This window comes from Legionella pneumophila subsp. pascullei (genome assembly GCF_900637585.1).
In the GTDB taxonomy this organism is placed as follows: domain Bacteria; phylum Pseudomonadota; class Gammaproteobacteria; order Legionellales; family Legionellaceae; genus Legionella; species Legionella pascullei.
This window is the reverse complement of sequence record NZ_LR134380.1, coordinates 874944-899033: the sequence shown is the minus strand read 5'-3', so window position 1 is coordinate 899033 and position 24090 is coordinate 874944. Positions and strand designations below refer to the sequence as shown.

Genomic DNA, 24090 nt, shown 5'->3' with positions numbered 1-24090 from the left:
GCTCGGATTGCTGTTAAAAAAGAACTACGATCATAACTGAGCCGCGACCGTAAGGGAGCGGATAATGCTGACAAAAACTTGTATGATATTAATAAATGAATTAGCCATGCTATGAATAAACCCACCTTAATCAGTATTGATCACATTAATCAATTAATACCAGCTATTGCAGCTTATCGACATAACAAAATAATAAACAAGTCTGCGTTAAAACCTTTGATAATTCTTACCAAACCACATATACCATTTAATTCCCTTAAAATTTCACATATTCAATCATTAGTTAGTAGTGAACCTAACTCCATTGTTTTATCAGGCTACTCTTTATTCAAACACGCCAAATTGATCACCTACTTACCAGTAAGATTAAGAGCAAAATTAATACATCGTAAGCTAAAAAAATACGAATTTGATGAATTCTTCTTTTCGCATGACATCAGTAGTGATTTTTGGAACCAGACATTGATGCACGCCTTTCCTCATGCGAAACGTATTTGTTATGGTGATGCCTTGGGATTAGTCTATACCCAGACTTATTTCTCTCGATTTATGTACCAAATTATTAATAAAAAAAGAATAATACTGCACAATATACTTGCAAGATTAAAAAGAAAATTAATCTACCCGGCAAAAAAATATCAATTACAAGCTCAACAAGCTATATTAGCTATCCCCTGTGATCCTGGGAAAGATTTTTTAACTCAATGCGATTTCTCTATTATTTCTAGAGATGATTTAACAAAATGTGTTAACGATCTTGCTAATTGTATCCCTGAATTTAAGACCCATATGCAAGACTTAATTAAAAATAGCCCAAATCCATGCTATCTGCTCATGCTCAGCAATTTCACAGAATCCAAACTAACCACAATAGATAATGAAATAGCACTTTATGAAGACATTCTATCAAAATACGCTACCATGGGCAGTACTGTTATTTTAAAACCCCATCCCGCACATAATCCTGATTTATTTTCATTAATCATTAATACGTTAAAAGAAAATTACAACATACAGATAGTAGACAAGCAATATTATCATCTCCCTATTGAATTGGCAGAAAGTTTAGTACAAGGATGTGAAGTGTTATCAGTATCTTATTCCTCTATCTCTCTACCGTACATCTATGGCAAACAGGTAAAGCACGTGCTGACACAAGAGCTTGTGAATAAATATTTTTCAATTGAAAAAATGAGTTGGTTTATAGAAAGCAATAATTTATACATCAATATGATTAATGCTCTCCCAAATTGGAAACAGGATCGTGAGTTACTTATCTAACAATAATACGGATCACTCTATTAATATTGGAGTCATCATTATTAACTACAACTCTGGGAAATATCTGTTAAAAGCAGCTCGAGCGCTAGCTGATCAAACCTATAAACCTTCTCAGGTTATCATTTTTGACAACGCAAGCCATGAAGAAATCCCCCAAGAGATTTCTAGTCTGAATTTACCCTTAACAATCATTAAACATGACAAAAATCTTGGATTTGCGTCTGGTAACAACCGTGCAATGGAATACTTATCTCCAGAAATCAATTGGATTGCATTACTTAATCCTGATGCCTATCCCCATAAAGAATGGCTTGAGGAAATGGTAAACACCATCCATGCATACCCACAGTTTGCTTTCCTGGGCTCAAAATTACTTTGTGAGCAAGAACCCCATTTATTAGATGGCACCGGAGATTGCTATCATATCAGTGGAAAAGCCTGGCGTAGAAATCACAGAAAACCACTTCATCAGGATCCTGGCAATATTGCAGAGATTTTTTCTCCTTGTGCTGCTGCAGCCTTATACCGCCGTGATGCGTTCCATAACGTACAGGGATTTGATGAGGATTACTTTTGCTATTATGAAGACATTGATTTAGCATTCCGTTTATGGCTTTCAGGTTATAAAGGAGCTTATGTTCCTAAAGCAATGGTTGAACATACCGGTTCTGCGACAACAAAAAGACATAGCGATTTTTATACCTATCATGGACATCGTAACCTGGTTTGGACTTATTTTAAAAATATGCCTATTTCTCTATTGCTTCTAAGTTTCCCATTACATCTTTTATTAAATACCGTTACCATTCTGCTATTTATTTTCAGAGGACAAACATCAATCATTTTAAAATCAAAAATTGATGCGATAAAAGGTTTGCAAAGAGTTTTTAGACAACGCAAAATAATCCAAAAATCGCGAAAAATAAATTCCTTATATCTGCTCAAGATCCTGAATAAAGGTTTACCATGGTAAAAAACTTAGTCACAGTCGTTATAGTTAATTACAATTCAGGGGAAATGTTGCTGAAATGTATCAAACAAGTATTAGCCAGTACCGTCCCGGTAAAAATAATTGTTTCCGATAACTCCTCATCTGATGATAGCTTGCACCTGCTGCATAACGCATACCAGGATAATCAAGATATTCATATTCATAAAAATCATGCCAATCTGGGTTTTTCAGCAGCTAATAATGCTGTATATCCTATGATAGAAACACCCTTCATACTCTATTTAAATCCAGATTGCTTTATTAACGAAAGCACCATTGAACACCTGCTTCAAGTGATGAATGATTATCCTGACGCAGGAATGGCAGGTTGTCTCGTAACCAATCCGGATGGAACAGAACAATCAGGATGCAGAGGACTTACCCCAACACCTGCCAGAGTATTTAATCAAATGTTCAAGTTAGGAAAAATATTTCCAAATAATCCCAAGTTTTCAGGCTACTTGCTCTCTGATAAGCCTTTACCTGATCATCCTCTAGAAGTAGAATTGATTTCAGGATCTTGTATGTTTGTCAGAAAAGAAACTTTAGATGATATAGGTCTTCTTGACGCGAAATATTTTCTTTATTGCGAAGATTACGATTGGTTTTATAGAGTGATTCAAGGAGGATGGAAAATTATTTTCACCCCTCAAACAAAAGTTACTCATATAAAAAGCTATAGCACTCAACTAATTCCTATTAGAGTCCTGGGATATAAAGCAAAGGGAATGTGGCGATATCATAATAAATTTTTTAAGAAAGATTCCTTTATTGCCACTACATGGTTAGTAAGAATAGGAATATTAAGTCGTTTCCTAATTTTAAGTAATCTCCACTTATCAAAAAAATTATGGGAAACCATTAAGAATCCACTAAGATTCTATTTAAAAAAATAATACAAAAACCCTATTCTTGCTTTAATAATTTTACAAGATTATAATTCGAACACTTCAATAATAACTAATAATCTTATAATGATAAATAACAAAAGGATCGTTGCCTTTATACCTGTGCGAGGAGGAAGCAAATCCATTATCAATAAAAATCTCGCCCTACTTGGTGGAAAACCTTTAGTTGCCTGGCCTATTGAAGTGGCATCAGAAGTTCCTGAAATCGATGAAATTATAATATCAACTGATGATCAGAATATTGCAAATACTGCCAAATCCTATAATGTTACTATCCAACATAGACCAGATTATTTGGCTACAGACACAGCACTTGTTGCTGACGTAATACGATATTACCGCACAATTCTTAGTGCTGAAAATAATCTTCCTGACTACATGGTTTTGTTAGAAGCAACATCCCCTTTTCGGACTAAAGAAATCATACAAAAATGCCTGTACCGTTTAGTTCATGAAGATCTGGATTCGATTGCTACTTTTAATGAAGCTGAAGTAAATCCTCATCGAATTTGGTCTATTCAAGATGGCCAGCCAGAGCCTTATATTAAAGGTGCGATACCATGGATTTCAAGACAAAATTTACCAAAAGCCTATCAGCTTAATGGAGTTGTTTATGCTTTCAACCTAAGGACTTTCCCCAATGAAGGACCAAGTGTCCTATTTGGAAAAATGGGTGCAGAAATTCTAGATGGAAGTTCTGTAATTGATATTGATACAAGTAAAGATTTGGTGGTAGCAAATGTCTTATTCGAAACCAGAAACAGCACCGAGGTTATCTGATCTTTTTTCATTGAGAGGTAAAACCGCTTTAGTGATAGGAGGAGCAGGGTTATTAGGCAGTGAAATAACTCATGCCTTTGCCGAACAGGGAGCTAATGTTATCATCGCTAGCCGTAGTCTGGAAAAATGTCAAAATTATACTAATTATCTAGCTGAAAATTTTAAACATAGCATTTTCACTTCCCTCTCTGTAGATATCTCTAATCCTGAATCGATAGATCAATTTATGCATACAGTTAATGAATTATTTCCTGATGGACTGGATATTTTAGTTAATTGCGGCTGGTCAGGTCGCAAAAATACTTTTGAATCCATCTCGGATGAAGACTGGAATCTGGATATCGAGATATGTCTGAATGGAGTATTCAGGACAATTAAACGAGCCTATCCTCTTTTAAAGAAGAAAAAAGGGAATATTCTTAATATTGCATCTATGTATGGACATGTTGCTCCCGATTATAGATTATACGATAGTGAGCGCTTTGCTAACCCTCCAAGCTACGGAGCTGCTAAAGCAGGTTTAATTCAGCTCACTAAATATTTGGCAAGCTTTTTATCACCTCACCAAATCAGAGTAAATGCCATAAGTCCTGGCCCATTTCCATTTGAAAGTACTCAAAAAGAAAATCCTGATTTTATTCAGCGTCTAAACAGCAAAAACCCACTCAATAGAATTGGGAAGCCTCATGAATTAAAAGGTGCCGCAATATTATTATGCTCAGAAGCAGGATCTTACATAACAGGTCAAAATATATGCGTTGATGGTGGTTGGGGTGTATGGTGATGAAAGCGGGTATTCTAGGGTACAGTGAAGGAAACGGCCACCCTTTTTCTTTCTCCGCTATTATTAATGGCTATGAGCCTGATGCCTTTATTGCAGCAGGCTGGCCTGTTATTCTAAATTATCTGGAAAAGCAGCCTAGAGATGCTTTTGACTTTCATGATCTGCAAGTCACCTGTGCATGGACTCAAGACAAAAACTTAACCCAACAATTATGTGCAGCAAGTAAAATTACTTATGCACTTGATGATTATGAAGAGATGATAGGCAAAGTAGATCTGGTCTTCATAGCCAGAGATGATTATCAAACTCACTACAAAATGGCCAAGCCATTTTTAGAACATGGTATACCAGTTTTTATTGACAAGCCACTGACCTTAAATATTGATGAATTAAATTATTTTGAAAAATACTTAAATAGTGGCTTGCTCATGAGCACCTCTGGGATGCGTTACGCTCAAGAACTGGATTTAATTAGAAACAACGATTTAGATCTTGGGGAACTAAAATTAATTCAAGGCGTTGTTTTAAATAACCTTGAAAAATATGGTATTCATCTTATTGATGCCATCAATGGCATGGGATTAGGCAAAATAATTTCAGCAGTTCGTCTTCCTGCATCATTTGAATCCTATAATCTCACACTGGAAAACAATGTTATATTTAATCTAACCTGCCTCGGAAAAGTTGGTAAAACCTTCCATCTTTCATTTTATGGTACCAATAATCATTATCACTACGATCTTCATGATAATTTTACTGCGTTTAAACGAACAATTAAAAATATGCAACTGATGGTTAAGAAGAAAATGCCTGTTATACTACCGTCTGAAACAATCAGCACGATGAAACTCATAAGGCAATTATCTTCGTTAAAGCCTATGGAACAAATTACATTCAACATTAAATAAGGGGCTGCCATTGTTTAATCTTACGAATAAAACTGCGGTTATCACAGGCGGAGCTGGGATCCTCGGCAAAGGTTTTAGTCGAGAACTCGCAAAAAATGGCGCTAAGGTAGCTGTTGCCGATGTTTGCTTTGAAAAAGCGGAACAGGTATGCCAGTCAATTCTTGAAGAGTTTCCAGATGCAAAAGTTCTTCCATTGAGATGTGATGTAACTGATAAAATTAATATTGCTCACATGGTGGAAACAGTAAAAGCCAAATTTAATTCAATTGACATACTTTTAAATAACGCAGCAACCAAGACGGATAATTTGCATAAATTTTTTGCTTCATTTGAAGAGTATGATTTAGAAACATGGCGAAAAGTAATGTCTGTTAACTTAGATGGAATGTTTCTTGTAGCTCAAGCTGTAAGTAAAGAAATGATAAAGCAAAATACCGGAGGGAGCATTATTCAAACGAGCTCTATCTATGGAGTTGTTGCGCCCGATCAAAGCATCTATAAAGGTTCAGAATATTTAGGGGTGGAAATTAACACTCCTGCTGTCTATTCTGCATCAAAAGGTGCTGTATTGAGTTTGACGAAATATCTGGCTACGTATTTAGCCAAGTACAGTATACGTGTTAATACTTTAACACCAGGCGGAATTGAAAGTGGTCAAAATAACACTTTTATTAAAAATTACTCAAGTAAAGTACCATTAGGGAGAATGGGTAAATTTGATGAATTACTAGGCGCATTAGTTTTCCTGGCTTCAGATGCCTCAACCTATGTTACAGGACAAAATATCATAGTTGATGGTGGGTTCACCTGCTGGTAAATCATTACTCACTTGAATATATTTTTATATTAGTTGTTGCGCGCCCCTCTCAATTATTGTGTAGATTAATTTACCTTATTTTTTATGTTAAATTTAAATAATGCTCTTTAACTCTTATTCATTTCTTTTCCTCTTCCTGCCAATAACTTTTGTACTATTTTTTCTGTTTCAACTGAGCCATAAACGCTCCGAAACAATCTTATTTCTTTTTTTAACATCTATTGTTTTTTATGGATATTGGAATTTCTACTATTTGCCACTTTTATTAATCTCAATATTATTTAATTTTCTCATCAGTTTATTGATGGAGAAAGTCAATAGAAGGTTCTTCTATGCAGGACTTATTGGCAATTTATCTTTACTTATTTACTTTAAATACAGCCAATTTTTATTGGCTAATTTCTACTTATTACTTAATCAACCTCTAGAATTAATTAATGGAGACTTGCCACTAGGCATCTCTTTTTTTACCTTTACTCAAATTGCTTATCTCACAGATTGCTATAGAAAACAAATTAAGGTGCCTCACTTTATAAACTACGGTTTATTCGTCACATTTTTTCCTCATTTAATGGCAGGGCCGATACTTCATCACCAGGAAATAATGCCTCAGTTCGAAAATAGAAGAAAAAAATTGCTCAGCTGGGAAAATTGTGCTGTCGGGATGACTATTTTTTCTATCGGCCTTTTTAAAAAAACTATCATTGCTGATTCTTTGGCGCCTTATGCAAATACTGTCTTTAGCGTAGCATCCAAAGAACCCGTTACTTTTATAGAAGCATGGTGTGGAAGTATTTCCTATACTTTTCAATTGTATTTTGACTTCTCAGGCTATTCTGATATGGCAATAGGATTAGCACGCCTTTTTGGTATCGTTTTTCCTCTGAATTTTAATTCACCTTACAAAGCGCGTAATATTATTATTTTCTGGCGCCGCTGGCATATGACTTTATCTCGTTTTTTACGGGACTATATCTATATCCCATTAGGTGGAAACCGCAAAGACAATATTAATCGATATGTTAATCTGATGATAACTATGATTATAGGCGGCATTTGGCATGGCGCTGGATGGACTTTTATTATTTGGGGTTTATTGCACGGTTTTTATCTAGTGATCAATCACTTATGGCTTCAGTTAAAAAAACACTATTTTCAATTTTTCCCCACAAAGAAATTTATCGGTAATTTTTTTGCTCAAATCATTACCTTTCTGGCTGTTATGATAGCCTGGATATTTTTCCGTGCAGAGACTTTCATGGCTAGTAGTCACATTTTAACTGCATTATTTAAGAATATTTCGTTATCTAGTAGCGTATTTAATTTTGGGCAATTACAACGCTTATTTGCCCTTTTATTTATAACCGGTTTAATCATATTTTTAGGACCTAACACTCAACAACTACTCTATAGATACAATCCCGCACTTGAGACTTACCCAGGAGAAATTGAGCCGTATCACATTAAGAAACTGTATTGGGCACCTAATGCATTCACTGCAGCAGTTTGTGCCATTTTAACTTTGCTTTCACTACTGTCTTTGGGGCATATCAGTGAGTTTTTATATTATAAATTCTAAGGTGAACTTAATTGAATCACTTTAAAAAATTTTCCATTTATTATCTGACATTCCTTCTATTATTTGGTTTGTTTATTATGTTGTTTAACTGGCTAGTTAATCCGTACGATATTTATAAATCACTGCCTATTCAAAAATTCAGTCAAAAGCCACAAGTCACATCGCACTTACGTCTTAGCAAAGCAATAGCGATAGAGTGGAAAAGACCGGAATATCTGATATTAGGCTCTTCTACTGCTGAAACAGGCCTCGACCCAGATTTTTCTGCATGGGATAACTCTCACGTTTATAACCTTGGTTTGAGCGGAGCAAATATTTACGAAGTAATGCGCTATCTGCAACATGCTGAAGCAATTAAACGCATCAAAAAAGTCGTTTTAGTAGTTAATTTTTTTATGTTTAATGCTTATGTCGAGAACAGAGATGATTTTAATGAATCATTACTGCGTGTCGATGTCAATGGAGATAAAAATCCTTTTGCCATAAATACTATTATTTCTACTTTGCTTTCTTTTGATGCATTAAAAGCCAGTTTGGAAACTATAAAAAACCAGCACAAAAGAAATGCTTTTTTGAGTAACGGGCAACTCGTCCATGATTATAGAGAAGAGCAAATACAACAGTTAAAAGGTTATAAGAATAATTTTTTGTATACAGAAAGTTATAGTAAAACCTCTTTATTGCCCTTACCACATAATCAATTTGGTTTTACTGATCCTGAAAAAGGAATTGACACCATTGCCTATTTACAAAAAATCATAGCGATTTGCGAAAAGAATCATACTGAATTAATTCTTATACTTGCACCAGAACATGTCAGGCTTTTGGAAACTTATAAATTGTTAAATTTATGGGATACTTATGAACAATGGCAAAAAGAGTTGATGACATTAATAGCAGATCATAATCAAAAATACCCCGACACAAAGTTTTCTTTATGGGGTTTTAATAATATTAATTCCATTACAACCGAACAACTTCCAGACAAAGATGATGCCCGGACTAAAATGCGTTGGTTTTGGGATCCACAACACTTTAAAAATGAATTAGGAAATCTAATATTATCAATAGTATTAAGTTTAAAAGATGAATCTGTGATTAGTGATTTTTCCACTTTACTTAAAGAAGATAATATTCAGAGAAAATTAGAAAATGATCGATTAGAACTAATTAAATGGGAGAATAGACACCCAGAAGATATTATTGAACTGAAACAGAACCTATTTGGATCTACCACCTCTAAATCAGATAAGTAATTTCTAATAAAAACAACTTTCTCGATTGTCAATGAATCAAGGCTTTTTATTGATTACTCGAATAAGGACATCAGAAAATATAGATTTTTATAAATTGGATATTTACAAAGTTAATTTATTAATTTCTTTATAAATTCTTTCAAAATTTAATCCGTCAATCATTCCCCAGTCTGTTGAAATTTGTTTTTGTGATGTTTGTATTTCATTAATATATTGATCCTTTTCTAAAACCAGTTTCATTACATGCTCAAATTCTTCTTGTTTCGACACTTTTAAAACGCCTGGTGCCTCGTCATATTCATTCAAATTAAATTGATAAAAATCATAATTAATCACTGGCTTTCCAAGTGCAATAGCCCAACGTACGGTACTAGAATAACAACTGATATAAATATCATGTTTTACCAGTTCATCAAGAATATAAGAAGTACTAATATTTATGTTAAAACTTTCAACAAAATTTTTGAATTCTGGTTGAACAGCAGGATGAAGATTAATTGTTACTGTTACATTTTTTAGCTGGCTTAAAAATTTAAATACTGCTGAAGTAAGATCTTCATAGGTATCAAATTCACATAACTTTGACCGCTCATTATGATAACTTGGAGGCCAGCAAACTAAAATAGACTTTTGATTGTCTAGATTATGATTATTTGAAGTCTCCAGATTTCTATTATTCAGATCTAAACAAGTTTTCAAGTAATCACAGTATGGTGAACCAGTCAGCACTAGCTTCTTAGGTTGCACCCCTTCCTTTAAATAATGATTAAGCATGACTTTACTTTCAGCACCAAGAACATTTGCATACCCACCATGAACGGTCCAAGGGTTATATAATTTTATTTGCAATTCTTCACGCGCCAAAATGAAATAAGGATTTAACAAAATAGAACCCGAAAATTTACCTTTTTTAATCCAATGAGGAAATTTATCTTTTACAGCCAAACCTGCTCCATCATCAGAGTGATATAATTCTTCATTTTTGCTTTTTTGATCCAGTGAATTTTCCAAATCCATGTAACTTCCATATCCATATGGTATATCTAAAATTGGAATTTTCTTCGATCTAGCAGCTTGAATTAAACAAGCATTAGAGGATATTCCATCCTCACCAACAATCAATAGTTTAGGTTTATGCGTCATAAAAAATTCTTCAAACTTTGATAACTCTTCACTTAAACTAATATATAAAGCCCGAAGGATATCAAAATTCAAATTATATTTTTGATATCTATTTTCTACTTCTTTCACTTTATCAGATAAGTCCTTTTTCTCATGAACATTCAATTCACTTAAAAAGACGAACATTCCATTAAAATCATTTATAAATGATAAAATTCTCGAGACCAAGCTTTCATTCTGTTCTGCCAGAACAAAAATTACATTCTCTTTTTTTACAATAAGTTGACAAGCCAACATTGCAAGTACAGGCGCATCTGTAAAAGAGTTGACATAAATAGCAATTGGTTTTCTATTAACCAGCTTACCATAACAAAAACTCAATATTTTCTTCAATACCTTATTCATAGAAACCATAAATATCCCCAACTATGTCTCAACTCCGCTAGCAATTTTTAGCAAAATTTCTCCTGCTTTAGAGGCTGCATATTCAGGGTTCTCCAATTTTTTACTCGCCATCCAAAATTCTTTTTTACCACTGTCAGAAAATAAATATTGTAAATCATGTCTATCTGGTTTTTGGGAATCAAATACATGTGCGATATTTTTTGCCTTATAGGGTGATGCCTTAAGCATGTTATAATTATTCAAATGATTCAATAGATCATCTTTGTAACATAATGCAATTGGACTGATAAAAGGACTTGATGAAAAGTAATTTAGATAGCTTGCATCATAAAGGCAATTAGACAAAATACTGCAAACCACATCACATAATATCAATGTATGTTCGACTTTTTCATCTTTTATCAATCGAAATGATATTTTTGCATTTTCTAGTAACCTAATGGTATTCAGCGCTTGTTCATTGCTCTCCCGCGGGTGCTGCCTGTATACAATAGTAGCTTCCGGACAGGCTTGAGGTACCAGAGATAAAAATTCTAACAATGTTTCTTTATATCCTGGAATATGGTGCAATGACTGACCAAACAAACCGATGACCATATCTTCGGTTGATAAATCAGCTTTTTTCCTTAATTCTTTTCTAAGATGAATAAGTTCTAATGATTTATACCAAGAATGTCGTGGTGAGCCTATGACTAGGCCTTTACTATCATATCGCTGCTCTGTTAATATTTTTGCTTCCTGATCCAAACAAAAATAATAATCTGCACACACACCGAAAAAATCATTAACTTCGCCCCAGAAATCTTGCATCACTACGGTCGGAATTTTATTCTTGGCAACAGTAATCAATGCTTCATCAATACCAGCATCACCTGGTGTAGATAAACCACATAAAATAATATCGGGCTTTATTTTTTCCAATATTTCGCCAGCATAATTCAGTATAAGATTCGCTTCCTTGCTGTCTTGCTGCCTTGCTATAAGATTCGGTACTAACTCATATTCTAAATTGTGATTACAAAAATATTGGGCTGCAGGAGGTTGAATATATAAAAAAAAGTCGCAATCAGGATTGGACTTGGCCAACTTCACAATTTCAATGATATTAATAGCAGCCCCAACATCCCTGGATGATACCAGAATTCGCTTTCTGGACATAAATTTACACCTGTAGAATTTTGTTAAAAATAGTTTGCATCTTTTTAGCTAATTCAGATAGCGTATAAAATTTGCGCCATTCCTGTTCATATATGATATTTCCCTCCATTTCACATAAGGTAAGAACACATAATGAGCGAAGAGCAATTGTTGATAAAGCAAACCTGTCTGTTTCCAGATACGAATAAGAGCCACCGTTTTCAAAATAGGCAACCATAAAATGCTTTCCTAATTCGAGAATATAATCAACCGATTCATATCTTATAAACACCATGCGCTCTAATATCAATGCTAATTCATAAATTATTGGCAAATAACTGTGGAGAGCATCCTCAAAATCAAAAAAATAGACATCCCCATCAACTTTCATCATATTTCCGGGATGTAAATCCCCATGTATAGCTTGGAAATCAGCACCTTGGGTAAAATTCAAATCACTATTTAAAGCCAAATTTCTCACATAATCAGGAAATGGACCAATTTTAATTGCCCCTTTCGCAATTTGTTCACGTATTTCATTTAACTTCGATATTCGGTTATTTGTTCTAGTGATAATACCCTCTTGTAAAGGATAATTTCTGAGTGCCTTATGCATTTTAGCAAGAGAACCTCCCAGTTTTTTGAGAACATCAATTGACGTATTTAATCGTTCCCCATCAAGAAAAGGATAGAGGTAATAACTCTTCAAGTCTGATGACAAAGCAGAGTTTGTATTTACCCCTTGTATCTGTAACCATCGAGCTAAATGTTCGGCTTGTTGATAATGCTCAAAATGCTCCTCTTGAAAGCACTTAACAAAATACTTTTTTCCGCTTTGCCATTCTTTAATCAAATAAAAGTTAGATAATTGATCTTCAAAACATACCTGATAGACAACGCCACTCAACTGCACTTTTCCTAACAGGCTCTCTGCCTGATTAGAATCAAGAGGTACATAATCAGGCAGACCTGGAATTAAGGTCTGCCAAGTTGGGTTTTTAAGAATCATTTCTTTTAATATCAGACCATTGGATGGGTTTACCTGCTTTTACTGATGAAATAAAACAGCTTCCATTAACTAAATCCCAGTGTTGTACGGGTATGCCAAGACATGGAAAAGCAAATCTTACATTATCTAATGTAAGTGTTTCACCAGGTTGGATATCTCTTTTTGCTACAACACATTGACGTTGTGAGCTACCAATCACCCCTTTGATTTGCTGTCTTGGATTACGCTCAGTACTACCCAAAGATTCCCAGACATCATATACTTTTTGCAAAACATCAGGTAAGTCATCCAGACTCATCGAATGAGAAATATCTTGATCAAGCTCTTCAGGATATACATGAACTCCTTTTTCCAAAATTGAAGCGCCTAATGCAACAGAAACATACAACATTTCCAGACCATTATGATGATCAGATAAACCAACCGGGAGATTAAATGCCTGCGAATAGGTTTGTAAAAGCCTGAGATTATGTGCTTCAGGTAAAGCAGGATGTCCATCTGGACTGTGTTGAATAATAATATCTTCACAGCCAGCAACTCGTGCCGTATTAACCGCATTAAATACTTCAGCAATAGTTGATCTGCCTGTATCAATAAGTAAAGGCAAGCCTTTTTGTGCTGCGTAACGAATTAAAGGGATATGTACTATGTTAGCAGATGCAATTTTTAACGCACAGGCACCATGCTGAGTTGCAAAATCTACTGCAGTAAAATCATATACAGAAACTATAAATGGCATGGATGCGTTTCTAACAATAGAGAATAATTGCTCATACTTTTCCAAAGGCATCGCCTTACGCTCAATCAGTTCTCTATAATTCTCTTTTTTAACTTGACCATCTTTGGAAGTATAAGTTTCCAAAAGATCACTGGGAAGACAAATTTCAGGGTCATTTAAAATTTCTGTTTTTAGGACAACAGGTTGTTTCGGAACCATTGCACTTGCTTTTATAATCGATTCAACCATGTTTTTGGCAAGTTGATAATCACCATTGAAATAGCTTCCAACTTCAGCTAAAAAAATTGGTGGGCTTTGAGTACTTACATTAAAATTCCCAAGTTTAAATTCTCTTTCCACAATAGTATCCTCATAAATTTAGAGTGATATTTTTAATAAATAGTGATCAATTAACAGCTTTAAACCATTAGTAAGTTGTCTTTCATTTGTTTCAGTTCTCATAGTCCAGGTCCGAACAGGATCTTCTTTCGGTTTCAAATCAAAATGAATTCTGAAAGGATGAAAACTCCATTGATTGCATTGGTTTTGTATCAATTCTCCAATGGTTTCCTTACTAAATACATTCCATCCTTTTTCCCAATCTCCTTTGACACCTTTCTTTCTTTTTCTATGAGTTATTTCACAATCGACGCCAAATTCGTTGAAGGGCGACAATATGTAAATTGTTGCACCCGGACGGCAAGCTTTAAATAAATTTGAGAAGAATATTTGTAATTCGGATTCATCAAAAATGGACATAACTCCGACTACAGTAATAATATCAAATTGATGGTATAAAGTATCAGGTAATTCCAGAATTGAAGCTTTTAAAAATTCCTTATCCGGTTGTAACTTTTTGCACTGCTCGATCAAATCATCAAAAACATCAATTCCTGTATAGCGAAATTGGGGATAACGATCAGAAAGAAAATAAATTAATTCACCAGTAGCACAACCTACATCAAGCAAAGAAATGGATGCATGCCTTTTTTCTTGGGCAATAAAGAAATCGAGGAATTTAAAAATTTCCTTTGGGTTTTTTGACCATCCCTCTGTGATGTAATGTTGGAAATTTTGATAGTTAGCAGACATGATTATTAACCTTATCGTGTTTTTCTTTTTCCGAAAGCAAAAATTCACAAAATTGCAAATCAAGCTTGTTATCAACATCAATACTGTCTTCCATACTCATCACATAGGGTAGGCAAGGAGACTGATAAAATTTTAATTGCTCAAGAAAATCCGTTGTTTTTAAAGCGTAAATTGCTCCATTTTGCCTATATACTTCTTCCAGGTCCTGAGTTCTTCTTTCGACGTCATCCAAACAAGTGTAAGGAAAAGCCTGATTATCTTTAATACGAATACATTTTCCAGGATGATGTTCAACTTTGCAAACACTCATAACACTTTTCATCTCTGAGGCTAAGTATTGTTCTAAGCATTGTTTTAAATGAAATGCCGTTCTTAATGGAGAAGTAGGCTGCAATAAAGCAATATAGTCAGGGAAGTAGCTGGTTTCACTGAAGGTTTTTATTACATGCTTTACAACGTGTTCATTTGATATTGTATCACCAGCTAACTCCAATGGTCTATCGATAACCTTTGCTCCGGCGCCAAAAGCAACATTGGAGATCAAATCATCTTCAGTTGACACTACAACATCAGTAATTAAATCACAATGGCTAGCAGCAAGTATAGTGTGCACCAGCAGAGGTTTACCTCTTAAATTCAGTGTATTTTTACGAGGCAATCTCTTCGAGCCTCCTCGTGCAGGAATAATTGCTAAAATGCTTGGTCTATTGAAATGATTAATCAACTCATATCCTTGATATTCTGTAACAATTCATCTGAAGCTTCTTCTATCGATTACTGACAAGGGTTGTAGAGAGAATAAAATATATTTTAACTCTTTCTTTGCCTTCATTCTACGGCTTGTTCGCACGATCCTTACCCCCGGAGCCTGCGGACAAGCCGCAGGACTTAGAGACTTAAGGACATCTTATGGATCTTAAGGCACTAAAAAACCTGATGCCTTAATACCCACTGCCCGTTATCAAACGCCCAAAGATGCGGTGATCTAAACCGATTAGTCAATCTCTCAAAATATTCCCTATCCATTCTGGGTTGCTCAAACTGTTTAGCTGCTATGGGTAATTTTCTCGAATCAATACTTAAATATTCAAAATTTTCCTTCTCAAAACGCTCCGGGTATTCACCATCAAAGCGCCTTACCAAAGCCACTCCTTCTTCGCGAACCAACTCCCCATTGCGAATTTCCTGAGAACTGTCGTAAGTTGCTCGACCAATACCAAATTTGATAAAGGTTGTATAATAGTGCAAATCATCAATCTTATCGTCTATACCACTGTATTTACTATAGGTACCTGCCGTACGTTCAGGGGATGGCGTAAATCCACCATGATTTACAGCAAAGTAATAACACTCTTGCGGATGCCATGGTAAATAATATCCCAGATATTGCACCTCTATCTTTTTCTCAGCAAGTCTGTTGGGATTAGGCGGAATATAAGGCTGTAGCTCTACTTCAGTTAAACCAAACTCTTCCTTCAATTCAAGCGCTGATATCCCAGAAAGATAAATATTGGAAATATCATTCGCGGTGAAATAACTGATGTCCTTCGTCGCTTTTTCATTTTCCTTGGCATTATTGCCATATTCGGATGGATTCTCTCCATAAAACACCAATGGTATATTCAAATCCATTGCAATTTTTGGCGGATAGTACATTTGACCAAGTATAAAAGGTTGAAATGGGTGATATAACTTTTCCAGTGCTAATCTGGTAAGCAATCTATGCACTTGACCATTGGGAGTAAACAGATAGTTATCAAATCCAGCATGTATCCATGCCTGGAAATTATTCCACCCCCAAGAAGTATAAATATGGGGAGCCCATGTCACCGTTAAGGGATTCATTCCATACTCATATTTTAACATATACGCCGTATAAAAACTGTCCTTACCGCCTGAACCAGGAATAAGACAATCGTAATGACCCGTCTTGCTCCGATATTTATCGCATAACTCTTTTAATTCTCTTTTTCTTTGTTCCCAGTCTACCGCTTTTTTCTTTTCCGCTACTCGGCATGCTGAACAAACTCCCTCTTCATCAAAATTGATCGTAGGCTTCTTCGCGTCAATCGTGTGTTTATATTCCTTTTCTGAATTAGGCTTTTGATTGCTATAGGTGCATTTTTTGCAAAACATCACCTCATTCGGCAACCCATAAAATGTTTCTTCTGGTTTACTATCAAGCTTATACTTGGAAAAGTTAATTTCTCCTGGATAAGTAATCATTAAATAGATTCTCCTAAAATATTCACTTGCTTTGATTATTCACCAAAAATCCTATGTATGAAATCCATAGTTTTTTAAGCTGTCCTCAGGGTTATAACCCTATTAACTTTGCCCTAACACGCTTACAGCTTGTTTATAAAATCCCGCTTTATGATAAACAACTAAAGGAAATGATAATTAAAATTGTTTTTATCAGATTACAACTATTTACTTTTTTCCCACTGCAATAGCGACATTATTTATACCAGTAATATAATGTTACTTAGTAAAAGATTTTATTTTATGAATAATATATTCTTGTTGATCATTCCTGAGGTTAACGAATAAAGGAATACTCAAGCACGTTTCATAATAGGCTTCCGCTCCCGGCAAACTTTGTTTTCCATATCTTGCTTCATAATAAGGTTGTCGATAAACAGGGATGTAATGAACTTGAGTGCCAATTTGATGCTCGGCTAAATACTTCATCACCTGCGCTCTACTCCTATTTAGTAGTTTAAAATTAGTGCGTAGTATATATAAATGCCAAGCCGTTTGAGAAAAAATATTCTTTTTGATCCCCTGAAAATAACTGCCCTTAAAATGGTCATCATAATAGTTAACAATTTTTTGACGTGCATCCTTGAAATTGTCTATTTTTTGTAACTGACTGTAGCCTAAAGCACAACTAATATCAGTCACACGATAGTTGTATCCAATTTCCTGCATCTCATAATACCAAGGATTAACATTACCATATTCATCATATGCCTGGATTTTATTCTCCCAATTCTTTTCATTTCTAATCATGCCATGACTTCTTAACATTCTTACTTTTTCAGCCAAAATCGAGTTTTTTGTTGTGATAGCTCCTCCTTCTCCAAGAGCTATTGTTTTAACCGGATGAAATGAGAAAGTAGCCAGATCACAATACTGACCCGAACCAATTGGACTAATCACTCCTTCATTGTTAACATATTTTGTCCCTATGGCATGTGCAGCGTCATCCACTATTTTTAGGTTATATTTCTTGGCAACTGCCGCAATTTCTTCTAAATTTTCACATTGACCTGCAAAATGCACATTGATTATCGCTTTTATATCAGCTCTGGATTCTGCGTTTAGTATGGCTCTTTCCAGAGTTTCCGCTGTCATTAAGCCAGTTTCTGGATCTACATCAGCAAAAACGACTTCTGCATCAACATAACGCACAGCATTTGCTGTTGCAAGAAATGTAATAGCAGGGACAATAACCTGATCCCTTTTTTTAATTTCAAGCGCTAAAAGCGCAAGATGCAATGCAGTAGTCCCATTAGAACATGCGACAGCATAATCAGCCTGTGTCACTTCACAAATTTTATTTTCAAATTGCTCAACTGCCGGCCCGCAAGTAAGCCAATCACTTTTTAAGACATTTATAACAGCTTGTATATCATTTTCATCTATTGCATGACGGCCATAAGGAATCCAATCATTCATTTAACCACTCCTGAAATTGATTTTGCTCAATCCATTCTGAATTGGTTTCACTTGAATAAATGTATCCTTTTTTCACTCTTGGATTCTGTTCATTTGACTTATATGGGCCCTCACAAAATGGTTCAATGATATATCGATCTGGCAACTCAATAGTCTGACTCGATTCATCACCTGTTAAAAGCCATTCATGCAATTTTTCACCAGGGCGAATACCAATAGTATGTGTATCAATCTCACTTGAAAACCATTGTGCAATATCAATAATTTTCATGCTTGGGATTTTGGGAATAAAAATTTCTCCACCTTGCATCATCGCTATTGAAGATAATACAAAATCTACACTCTGCGGAAGAGTAATCCAAAAACGTGTCATGCGAGGATCCGTTATAGGTAAGGATTTTGCACCCTCCTGAATTAATTTTCTGAAAAGTGGTAATACACTTCCACGAGATCCTATGACGTTTCCATAACGCACAACTGAGAAAATAGTAGGGTCACTTCCTCGAATATTGTTTGCAGCAACAAATATTTTTTCTGCAGCTAATTTGCTGGCACCATATAAATTAATAGGGTTTACAGCCTTATCGGTTGATAAGGCAATTACTTTTTTTACCTGATTTCTCAGAGCTGCTCTTACAATATTTTCTGCACCTATTACGTTCGTATGAATGCACTCATACGGGTTATATTCAGCGATAGAAACATGTTTTAAAGCTGCTGCATGTACTACAATATCCACGTCTCGAAAAGCCATCTCGAGACGATTATAATCACGCACATCTCCTATAAAATAACGAATGAAAGGGTATTTTTTCTCTGGAAATTGAATAGCCAACTCATATTGCTTTAATTCATCCCGCGAAAAAATAATTAATTTTTTTGGAGAAAAACGTTCAATAATTCTTTTTAAGAAGTTAACACCAAAGGATCCTGTTCCACCAGTGACTAATATAGTTTTTTGATTCAAATCAGGAACATGCGAAAAAAAATTTTTTATCATAACAAGCTCTCAAATAGTTAAATTCTAGACGCATTGCCAAACAAGAATACTTGTTGAATTAAAGGCGCTAGTTCCCAATACATCTTTCTTATAATCAATAATTCTAATATCACCATTGTTTTGGTGTCTTAGCATAGTATCCAGTAAATCTGAATTATATAAATTATGGTTATTATATTTATGCTGTAATTGATGAAACAATGATGGGTCCTCTGGATTAAGAATAGGTTCAAAATGAATAATGATTTCAGGTTTATAGTTCAACTCTCTAATTTGCTCAACTAAATTTGTTTTACCTAGTTGTATTTGTTCAATTGAATGAGAAGTAAAAAGAATATACTTATCATTCATATCATCAACTAATTTAAATAATGAATCCTGTTGGTAATAATCAAAAAATTTAAAACAACCCGAAATATTAAAATGATTAGTAATTGCATTCGCTAATTTTAATGCATTTTCACAAATGTCTCCGCCAATAATTTGGTTTATAGGAAGTTTTTGATAGAGACCAAAAAGATTTTTTCCAGTACCGCATCCTAATTCCACGAGGCTACATGATTGGTACTGATTGATATAGCTAGCTATAGTATCAATAAGCAAGTTTTCATAAAGTGAATTTAAAGTCGACCAGTTTGTAATATAAAGCTCTTGATTAATACTAATTAAATGCTCATCTTTTGATACACCATAAATTTCGCTATTTTGAATGATTTGATTTTTTATTTCTTCATCAAGAAACCTAAAAAATCGTCCTACTGAAGGATTATCATTTGATTCGGTATATTTTCCCCACAACATCAATGCTTTTTTATACCAGTAGTTTTCATATTCATCTAAGATTTGATTATTATTTCTTTCTTTTTTTTGCCAGCTATCTAAGCCTAATAATCGTTTAGGCCAAGCGGAGTAAGCAGCAGACTCTAAAAAATCTATTTTTTTAAGCTTCATATATTAAATTCTCTTGATGATGATTTTCCTTGACAGATTTATAGAAAAAATTGCGAATAAAATCTCGAACTAATTTTGCATTTTCTAAAGCATCAAAATTTTCTACAAATGCTGACAAATCAGCGCTAACAACACCATACTCCATTCTGTTAATAAGTTTATTAATGGAATGTTCAAGTGTTGCCTTATCTATTTTAAACTGCAAAATATCCTCCAATTTCAAATCAGGAGAATACAGAAAAGCTCCTGGTAATCCTTGATAATATATAGTTCCAAAAGTTACTGCATTTTTCCCTAAATGTAAGGCTTCCCAACCAACTGTTCCGTTAACTGTCGCAACAAATTGAGAACTTTTAATCAAATCAAGAGATGAAAAATAACGATCGATCATGACTAGATTAGGTATTGATTGCAGGCGTTTGAAAAAAACTGGATCTCTTGCAAATTCAAACTGAGGCCAATGCTCTTTCACATAAATTGACCAATCCTTAGGTATTAAAACACGTATTTTTTCTATAGCCGAAATAATATCCTTGTAGAAGCCACCTAAACATTCTGTAGTTAATTCCGGTTGAAAATTCAAAGGAAAATAGACATATGGCACTTGCATATCAACTTCCTTGTGAGAGATTGCATTCAACGTTTCAATATAAGTCCTGTATTTAATGCTTTTGAGCAAGGCAGAAGTCGCTGCTTCCGCCTTAGGTAAATCATAAAAATTTTTTGTTAAATATTTTGCAAACAACTTCACTGAGGTAACTGGCTTTTTAATTGTTTGATCTGCTGAAAGATTTTTGACGAGTTTTTCTAATAATTTTTTATACAGCTTTGAGTATAAACGAGGCATAAAACGATTTAATAAGAAATCAGCCTTCTGCATGAGGAGTTTTAGCTTGGATTTGGCTCTGAAAAAAATGCCCTTAGCTTTTTCTAATCTGTATACGGATTGTATATCTTCAAAAAATTTCTTTTCATCATAGAACAGATGTGAATAATCAACCATGTAAAAAGGCTGCTTAGGCTCATTGATTTTATAATCACTTTCCTCATGCTTTATAGGCCTTGCTTCATCGCAATAATAGAGAGAAAAATCAGGTTTCTTATTTTTCAATTCAGAAAAATAGAAAAAACGATTAGGTATATTAGCCTGATATAGAAAAAGTGTTTTTATATTAAAGTAATTAGCCGCCTGGTGGAGTAAAATATCGATACTAGTATGAGGAAAAGTATCTATAATGATAAGATTAATGTCATTTTCTGTAATTAGCTTATAGATAAAATAGCAATAACGAGCAAATTGATGAAAATATTCATAATTTGAATTAAAATTTAAAATATATTCTTTTGAATTAAATTGAGCCTCTGATCTTCTGGAAGAACTAATTAAAAAATCTCCTAAAGCTTCTTGCATAGTATTAAGATAAGCCTCTGGAAGTGAAAGAGAATAATCATAGTCAGTATTGTATTTATACACTTCACAAATATTAATGTCATTACCTTCAAATACTCCAAACCAAATGACATTATTAAAATCAGGATGACTCTTGATAGATCGTACTATGGGGGACGTATCTAAACCGGTTAGTCCAAATATAATGCAATTTATTTTCATTACAATTCTCTAAAAAAACAAATGATAATCTGAGTTGTCTAGTGAATCAAATCAATATTGGTAACTAATTAGTTAATAAGATTCATTGGCTGCGTAATTTGCTTATAAACAAACTCTCTTCCTTCATTAAAATATCCATCTAACCAGCACATCCAAGGAATAAATACTTTTGATGTTTGTAAGTAGGTTGGAAATAAAAAATCATGAAATAGTACCTGAGTATTTTGAAAATCAGAATCTTTAAGGTAATTCCTACCATTTGGTCCTGAAATATATAAATTAATGCCTGTTTTTTTGCATATCTCAGCCAATTTTTTTGAACCGGTAGATTCTGTATTTAAGGTAGAGCTCAAAATAATTTCAGGCATTCCCAAATTAAACAAATCAAAAATATTTTTTATACTGTCTTGAAAAAAAGCAACAAAATTGAATTGCTGCAAGTTATAAATTTTTTTAAACAAATCATCTTCATAATATCTGCATTTAGAGTAGGCTTGTTTTATTATTAAATGATGCTCTTCAATGAAGTCTGATTGAATGATCATATCTTGAATTAAAGGCCTACTTGTCTTTTTGCGTTCAATAGGGATTGAAAGCCAAAACTCCTTGTCATTATTAATTATTTTATTTCGATGCTCTACACAACGACGCTGATGCTGAACATCATCAAGTATCACAAATATTTCAGATTGGTAAATTCTTTGCAGATAATTGAATGTAGGCAAATATCTGGGTTGGCTAATCATTCCTTTCATGATCTAAGTGTTATATAAATAAACTGTGAAATCATGAGGAAGATAATCATGCCTTAGCACTATTTTACTCGTAAGTGTAAAGCAAAATTCTAGAATTTTCCCAGGCTCAGCATAATATTCATCAGGGTCTTTTTCATTTGCCCACGCACTTAACGTATTAAATGCAACTCCTTTCTTGCCTATTCTAAAAGCTTCCATGATAAGAAATTTTAGTGCCTCTTCGTTTGCAACTGTAAAAATACCACTCATAAATACATAATCAAAAGATTTCTCTTTGTAATCCTGGATACTATTATTTTCAAAACTCATCTTAGGATGCCTGGATTTGGCTTTAACTATCATTTCTTCAAGCAGATCAATCCCCAGATATGTTCCACTAAAACCTCGAGCAAGAATAAAATCAACCAAATGACCAATTCCACATCCTACGTCTAAGATACTGGATTCAAATACATCATTTGCAATTTTAGTTAAAACATCAAATCGTTTTTGTTGTGAGGTTTCGCTTCCCCAATTAACAGCCCGGTGACCCTCACGATGAACTCTAAGGCTTTCAAGGTAGACTAAACGATTTCGTTCATGATAGTTTTTAAACATTATTATTTCCTTAAAATCAAAAACCATTCAGCATGAACGTGTTTTATAGATTTTGACTCAAAATAATCTTCATTTATGAGTTTTATCGATTCAATCTGGAATCCAATTGATTGCACCAAATCATATATTTCTACCTCATTATAAAATTTCAGTTTTCCAACATTTGTAAGTGTTCCGGAAGAAATTTCAGTCAGTTCATCTTCCAAAGTAATGCCCTCTTTAAATGAGGTATGTAAATCAGAGTATGGGTTAAAACAAAAATAGCCTCCTGATTCTAATACTCTATAAATTTCTTTAAGCGCAATTTCACAGTCTGCTTTAGAAACACAAGTTAACGAACCTCTATCAATCACTAAATCAAAAAAATTATCTTGATATTCTAATGGATAAAAATTACCTTGTTTAAACTCCCCCTTAAGTCCATCTCTTGAAAACCAGTTTTTAGCATGTTCAACAGCAACCATAGAGGTATCCACACCATAACAATCAAAACCTTCACGAGCACAAAACCAAAGATTACAACCGGATCCTGATCCAACTTCTAATACTCTTATTTCATTTCTTTTTTTATGACGTGGGTAATATCGAAAAATAAAACTAACTACTTTATCCCATGGATATTTATTAAGAGATTCTCCCGCAGCATATTTATTATCCCAAATCATCGTGTTCATATAAAACCTACTCAAATAAATCCATCAGTT

The 24090-nt window shown here is 34.1% G+C and carries 23 protein-coding genes; 9 read left to right on the top strand and 14 right to left on the bottom strand.

From position 1 onward, the window contains the following. Positions 1 to 111: 111 nt before the first annotated feature. The 9 genes from EL201_RS04100 (at position 112) to EL201_RS04060 (ending at position 9304) form a co-directional block, all read left to right on the top strand. A complete protein-coding gene (locus tag EL201_RS04100; RefSeq protein ID WP_027221141.1) occupies positions 112 to 1281 on the top strand; it encodes a polysialyltransferase family glycosyltransferase in 1170 nt (389 codons plus the stop codon). Further along, positions 1265 to 2254, top strand: coding sequence for a glycosyltransferase family 2 protein (locus EL201_RS04095; RefSeq protein ID WP_231955152.1), 990 nt, complete (start codon positions 1265 to 1267; stop codon positions 2252 to 2254). Before EL201_RS04100 ends, EL201_RS04095 begins: the two co-directional genes overlap by 17 nt. Next, positions 2248 to 3168 carry a glycosyltransferase family 2 protein gene (locus tag EL201_RS04090; RefSeq protein ID WP_050598257.1) on the top strand — a complete coding sequence of 307 codons (921 nt, stop codon included), beginning with the start codon at positions 2248 to 2250 and terminating at the stop codon, positions 3166 to 3168. The genes EL201_RS04095 and EL201_RS04090 overlap by 7 nt, the downstream gene beginning before the upstream one ends. Positions 3169 to 3246: 78 nt before the next feature. Then, positions 3247 to 3960: an acylneuraminate cytidylyltransferase family protein gene (locus tag EL201_RS04085; protein ID WP_071974629.1), complete on the top strand. Its 714-nt coding sequence runs from the start codon at positions 3247 to 3249 to the stop codon at positions 3958 to 3960. Then, positions 3920 to 4744, top strand: coding sequence for an SDR family NAD(P)-dependent oxidoreductase (locus tag EL201_RS04080; protein ID WP_032828796.1), 825 nt, complete (start codon positions 3920 to 3922; stop codon positions 4742 to 4744). Before EL201_RS04085 ends, EL201_RS04080 begins: the two co-directional genes overlap by 41 nt. Beyond that, complete coding sequence (locus EL201_RS04075; RefSeq protein WP_080272872.1) at positions 4738 to 5652, top strand: Gfo/Idh/MocA family oxidoreductase; 915 nt, start codon at positions 4738 to 4740, stop codon at positions 5650 to 5652. Before EL201_RS04080 ends, EL201_RS04075 begins: the two co-directional genes overlap by 7 nt. A 10-nt stretch (positions 5653 to 5662) precedes the next feature. Then, on the top strand, positions 5663 to 6469 hold the full coding sequence (locus EL201_RS04070) for an SDR family oxidoreductase (protein ID WP_197712598.1): 807 nt from the start codon (positions 5663 to 5665) through the stop codon (positions 6467 to 6469). A 100-nt stretch (positions 6470 to 6569) separates the two neighbouring features. Beyond that, complete coding sequence (locus EL201_RS04065; protein ID WP_027221137.1) at positions 6570 to 8048, top strand: MBOAT family O-acyltransferase; 1479 nt, start codon at positions 6570 to 6572, stop codon at positions 8046 to 8048. Positions 8049 to 8059: 11 nt separating this feature from the next. Beyond that, positions 8060 to 9304, top strand: coding sequence for a hypothetical protein (locus tag EL201_RS04060; protein ID WP_027221136.1), 1245 nt, complete (start codon positions 8060 to 8062; stop codon positions 9302 to 9304). Positions 9305 to 9406: 102 nt separating this feature from the next. Here the strand turns inward: EL201_RS04060 and EL201_RS04055 are convergent, their stop codons facing one another. The 14 genes from EL201_RS04055 to EL201_RS03990 all read right to left on the bottom strand — a co-directional run bounded on the left by EL201_RS04055 (position 9407) and on the right by EL201_RS03990 (position 24060). Beyond that, positions 9407 to 10840 carry a hypothetical protein gene (locus EL201_RS04055; protein ID WP_027221135.1) on the bottom strand — a complete coding sequence of 478 codons (1434 nt, stop codon included), beginning with the start codon at positions 10838 to 10840 and terminating at the stop codon, positions 9407 to 9409. 12 nt (positions 10841 to 10852) lie between these two features. Then, on the bottom strand, positions 10853 to 11989 hold the full coding sequence (locus tag EL201_RS04050; protein WP_027221134.1) for a hypothetical protein: 1137 nt from the start codon (positions 11987 to 11989) through the stop codon (positions 10853 to 10855). 4 nt (positions 11990 to 11993) lie between these two features. Further along, positions 11994 to 12977 carry a phosphotransferase gene (locus tag EL201_RS04045; RefSeq protein ID WP_027221133.1) on the bottom strand — a complete coding sequence of 328 codons (984 nt, stop codon included), beginning with the start codon at positions 12975 to 12977 and terminating at the stop codon, positions 11994 to 11996. After that, entirely contained in the window at positions 12967 to 14055 is a 1089-nt protein-coding gene (locus EL201_RS04040) for an N-acetylneuraminate synthase family protein (RefSeq protein WP_027221132.1), read from the bottom strand. The genes EL201_RS04045 and EL201_RS04040 overlap by 11 nt, the downstream gene beginning before the upstream one ends. Positions 14056 to 14073: 18 nt before the next feature. Continuing rightward, positions 14074 to 14787, bottom strand: coding sequence for a class I SAM-dependent methyltransferase (locus tag EL201_RS04035; protein ID WP_027221131.1), 714 nt, complete (start codon positions 14785 to 14787; stop codon positions 14074 to 14076). Beyond that, positions 14777 to 15511 carry an acylneuraminate cytidylyltransferase family protein gene (locus EL201_RS04030; RefSeq protein WP_050598254.1) on the bottom strand — a complete coding sequence of 245 codons (735 nt, stop codon included), beginning with the start codon at positions 15509 to 15511 and terminating at the stop codon, positions 14777 to 14779. Before EL201_RS04030 ends, EL201_RS04035 begins: the two co-directional genes overlap by 11 nt. Before the next feature lie 200 nt (positions 15512 to 15711). Further along, complete coding sequence (locus EL201_RS04025; protein ID WP_061777636.1) at positions 15712 to 17013, bottom strand: N-acetyl sugar amidotransferase; 1302 nt, start codon at positions 17011 to 17013, stop codon at positions 15712 to 15714. A 258-nt stretch (positions 17014 to 17271) separates the two neighbouring features. Further along, entirely contained in the window at positions 17272 to 18471 is a 1200-nt protein-coding gene (gene pseC, locus EL201_RS04020; RefSeq protein ID WP_027221113.1) for a UDP-4-amino-4,6-dideoxy-N-acetyl-beta-L-altrosamine transaminase, read from the bottom strand. Further along, positions 18464 to 19438: a UDP-N-acetylglucosamine 4,6-dehydratase (inverting) gene (gene pseB / locus EL201_RS04015; RefSeq protein ID WP_231955149.1), complete on the bottom strand. Its 975-nt coding sequence runs from the start codon at positions 19436 to 19438 to the stop codon at positions 18464 to 18466. The genes pseC and pseB overlap by 8 nt, the downstream gene beginning before the upstream one ends. 57 nt (positions 19439 to 19495) lie before the next feature. Further along, positions 19496 to 20422 carry a class I SAM-dependent methyltransferase gene (locus EL201_RS04010; RefSeq protein ID WP_027221114.1) on the bottom strand — a complete coding sequence of 309 codons (927 nt, stop codon included), beginning with the start codon at positions 20420 to 20422 and terminating at the stop codon, positions 19496 to 19498. Then, positions 20412 to 21896, bottom strand: a complete 1485-nt coding sequence (locus EL201_RS04005; RefSeq protein ID WP_231955143.1) for a capsular polysaccharide export protein, LipB/KpsS family — start codon at positions 21894 to 21896, stop codon at positions 20412 to 20414. Before EL201_RS04005 ends, EL201_RS04010 begins: the two co-directional genes overlap by 11 nt. A gap of 206 nt (positions 21897 to 22102) precedes the next feature. Beyond that, entirely contained in the window at positions 22103 to 22780 is a 678-nt protein-coding gene (locus EL201_RS04000) for a WbqC family protein (protein WP_027228611.1), read from the bottom strand. Positions 22781 to 22792: 12 nt separating this feature from the next. Further along, entirely contained in the window at positions 22793 to 23386 is a 594-nt protein-coding gene (locus tag EL201_RS03995) for a class I SAM-dependent methyltransferase (protein ID WP_027221116.1), read from the bottom strand. 2 nt (positions 23387 to 23388) lie between these two features. After that, on the bottom strand, positions 23389 to 24060 hold the full coding sequence (locus EL201_RS03990) for a class I SAM-dependent methyltransferase (protein WP_080272284.1): 672 nt from the start codon (positions 24058 to 24060) through the stop codon (positions 23389 to 23391). Between the last annotated feature and the right edge of the window lie 30 nt (positions 24061 to 24090).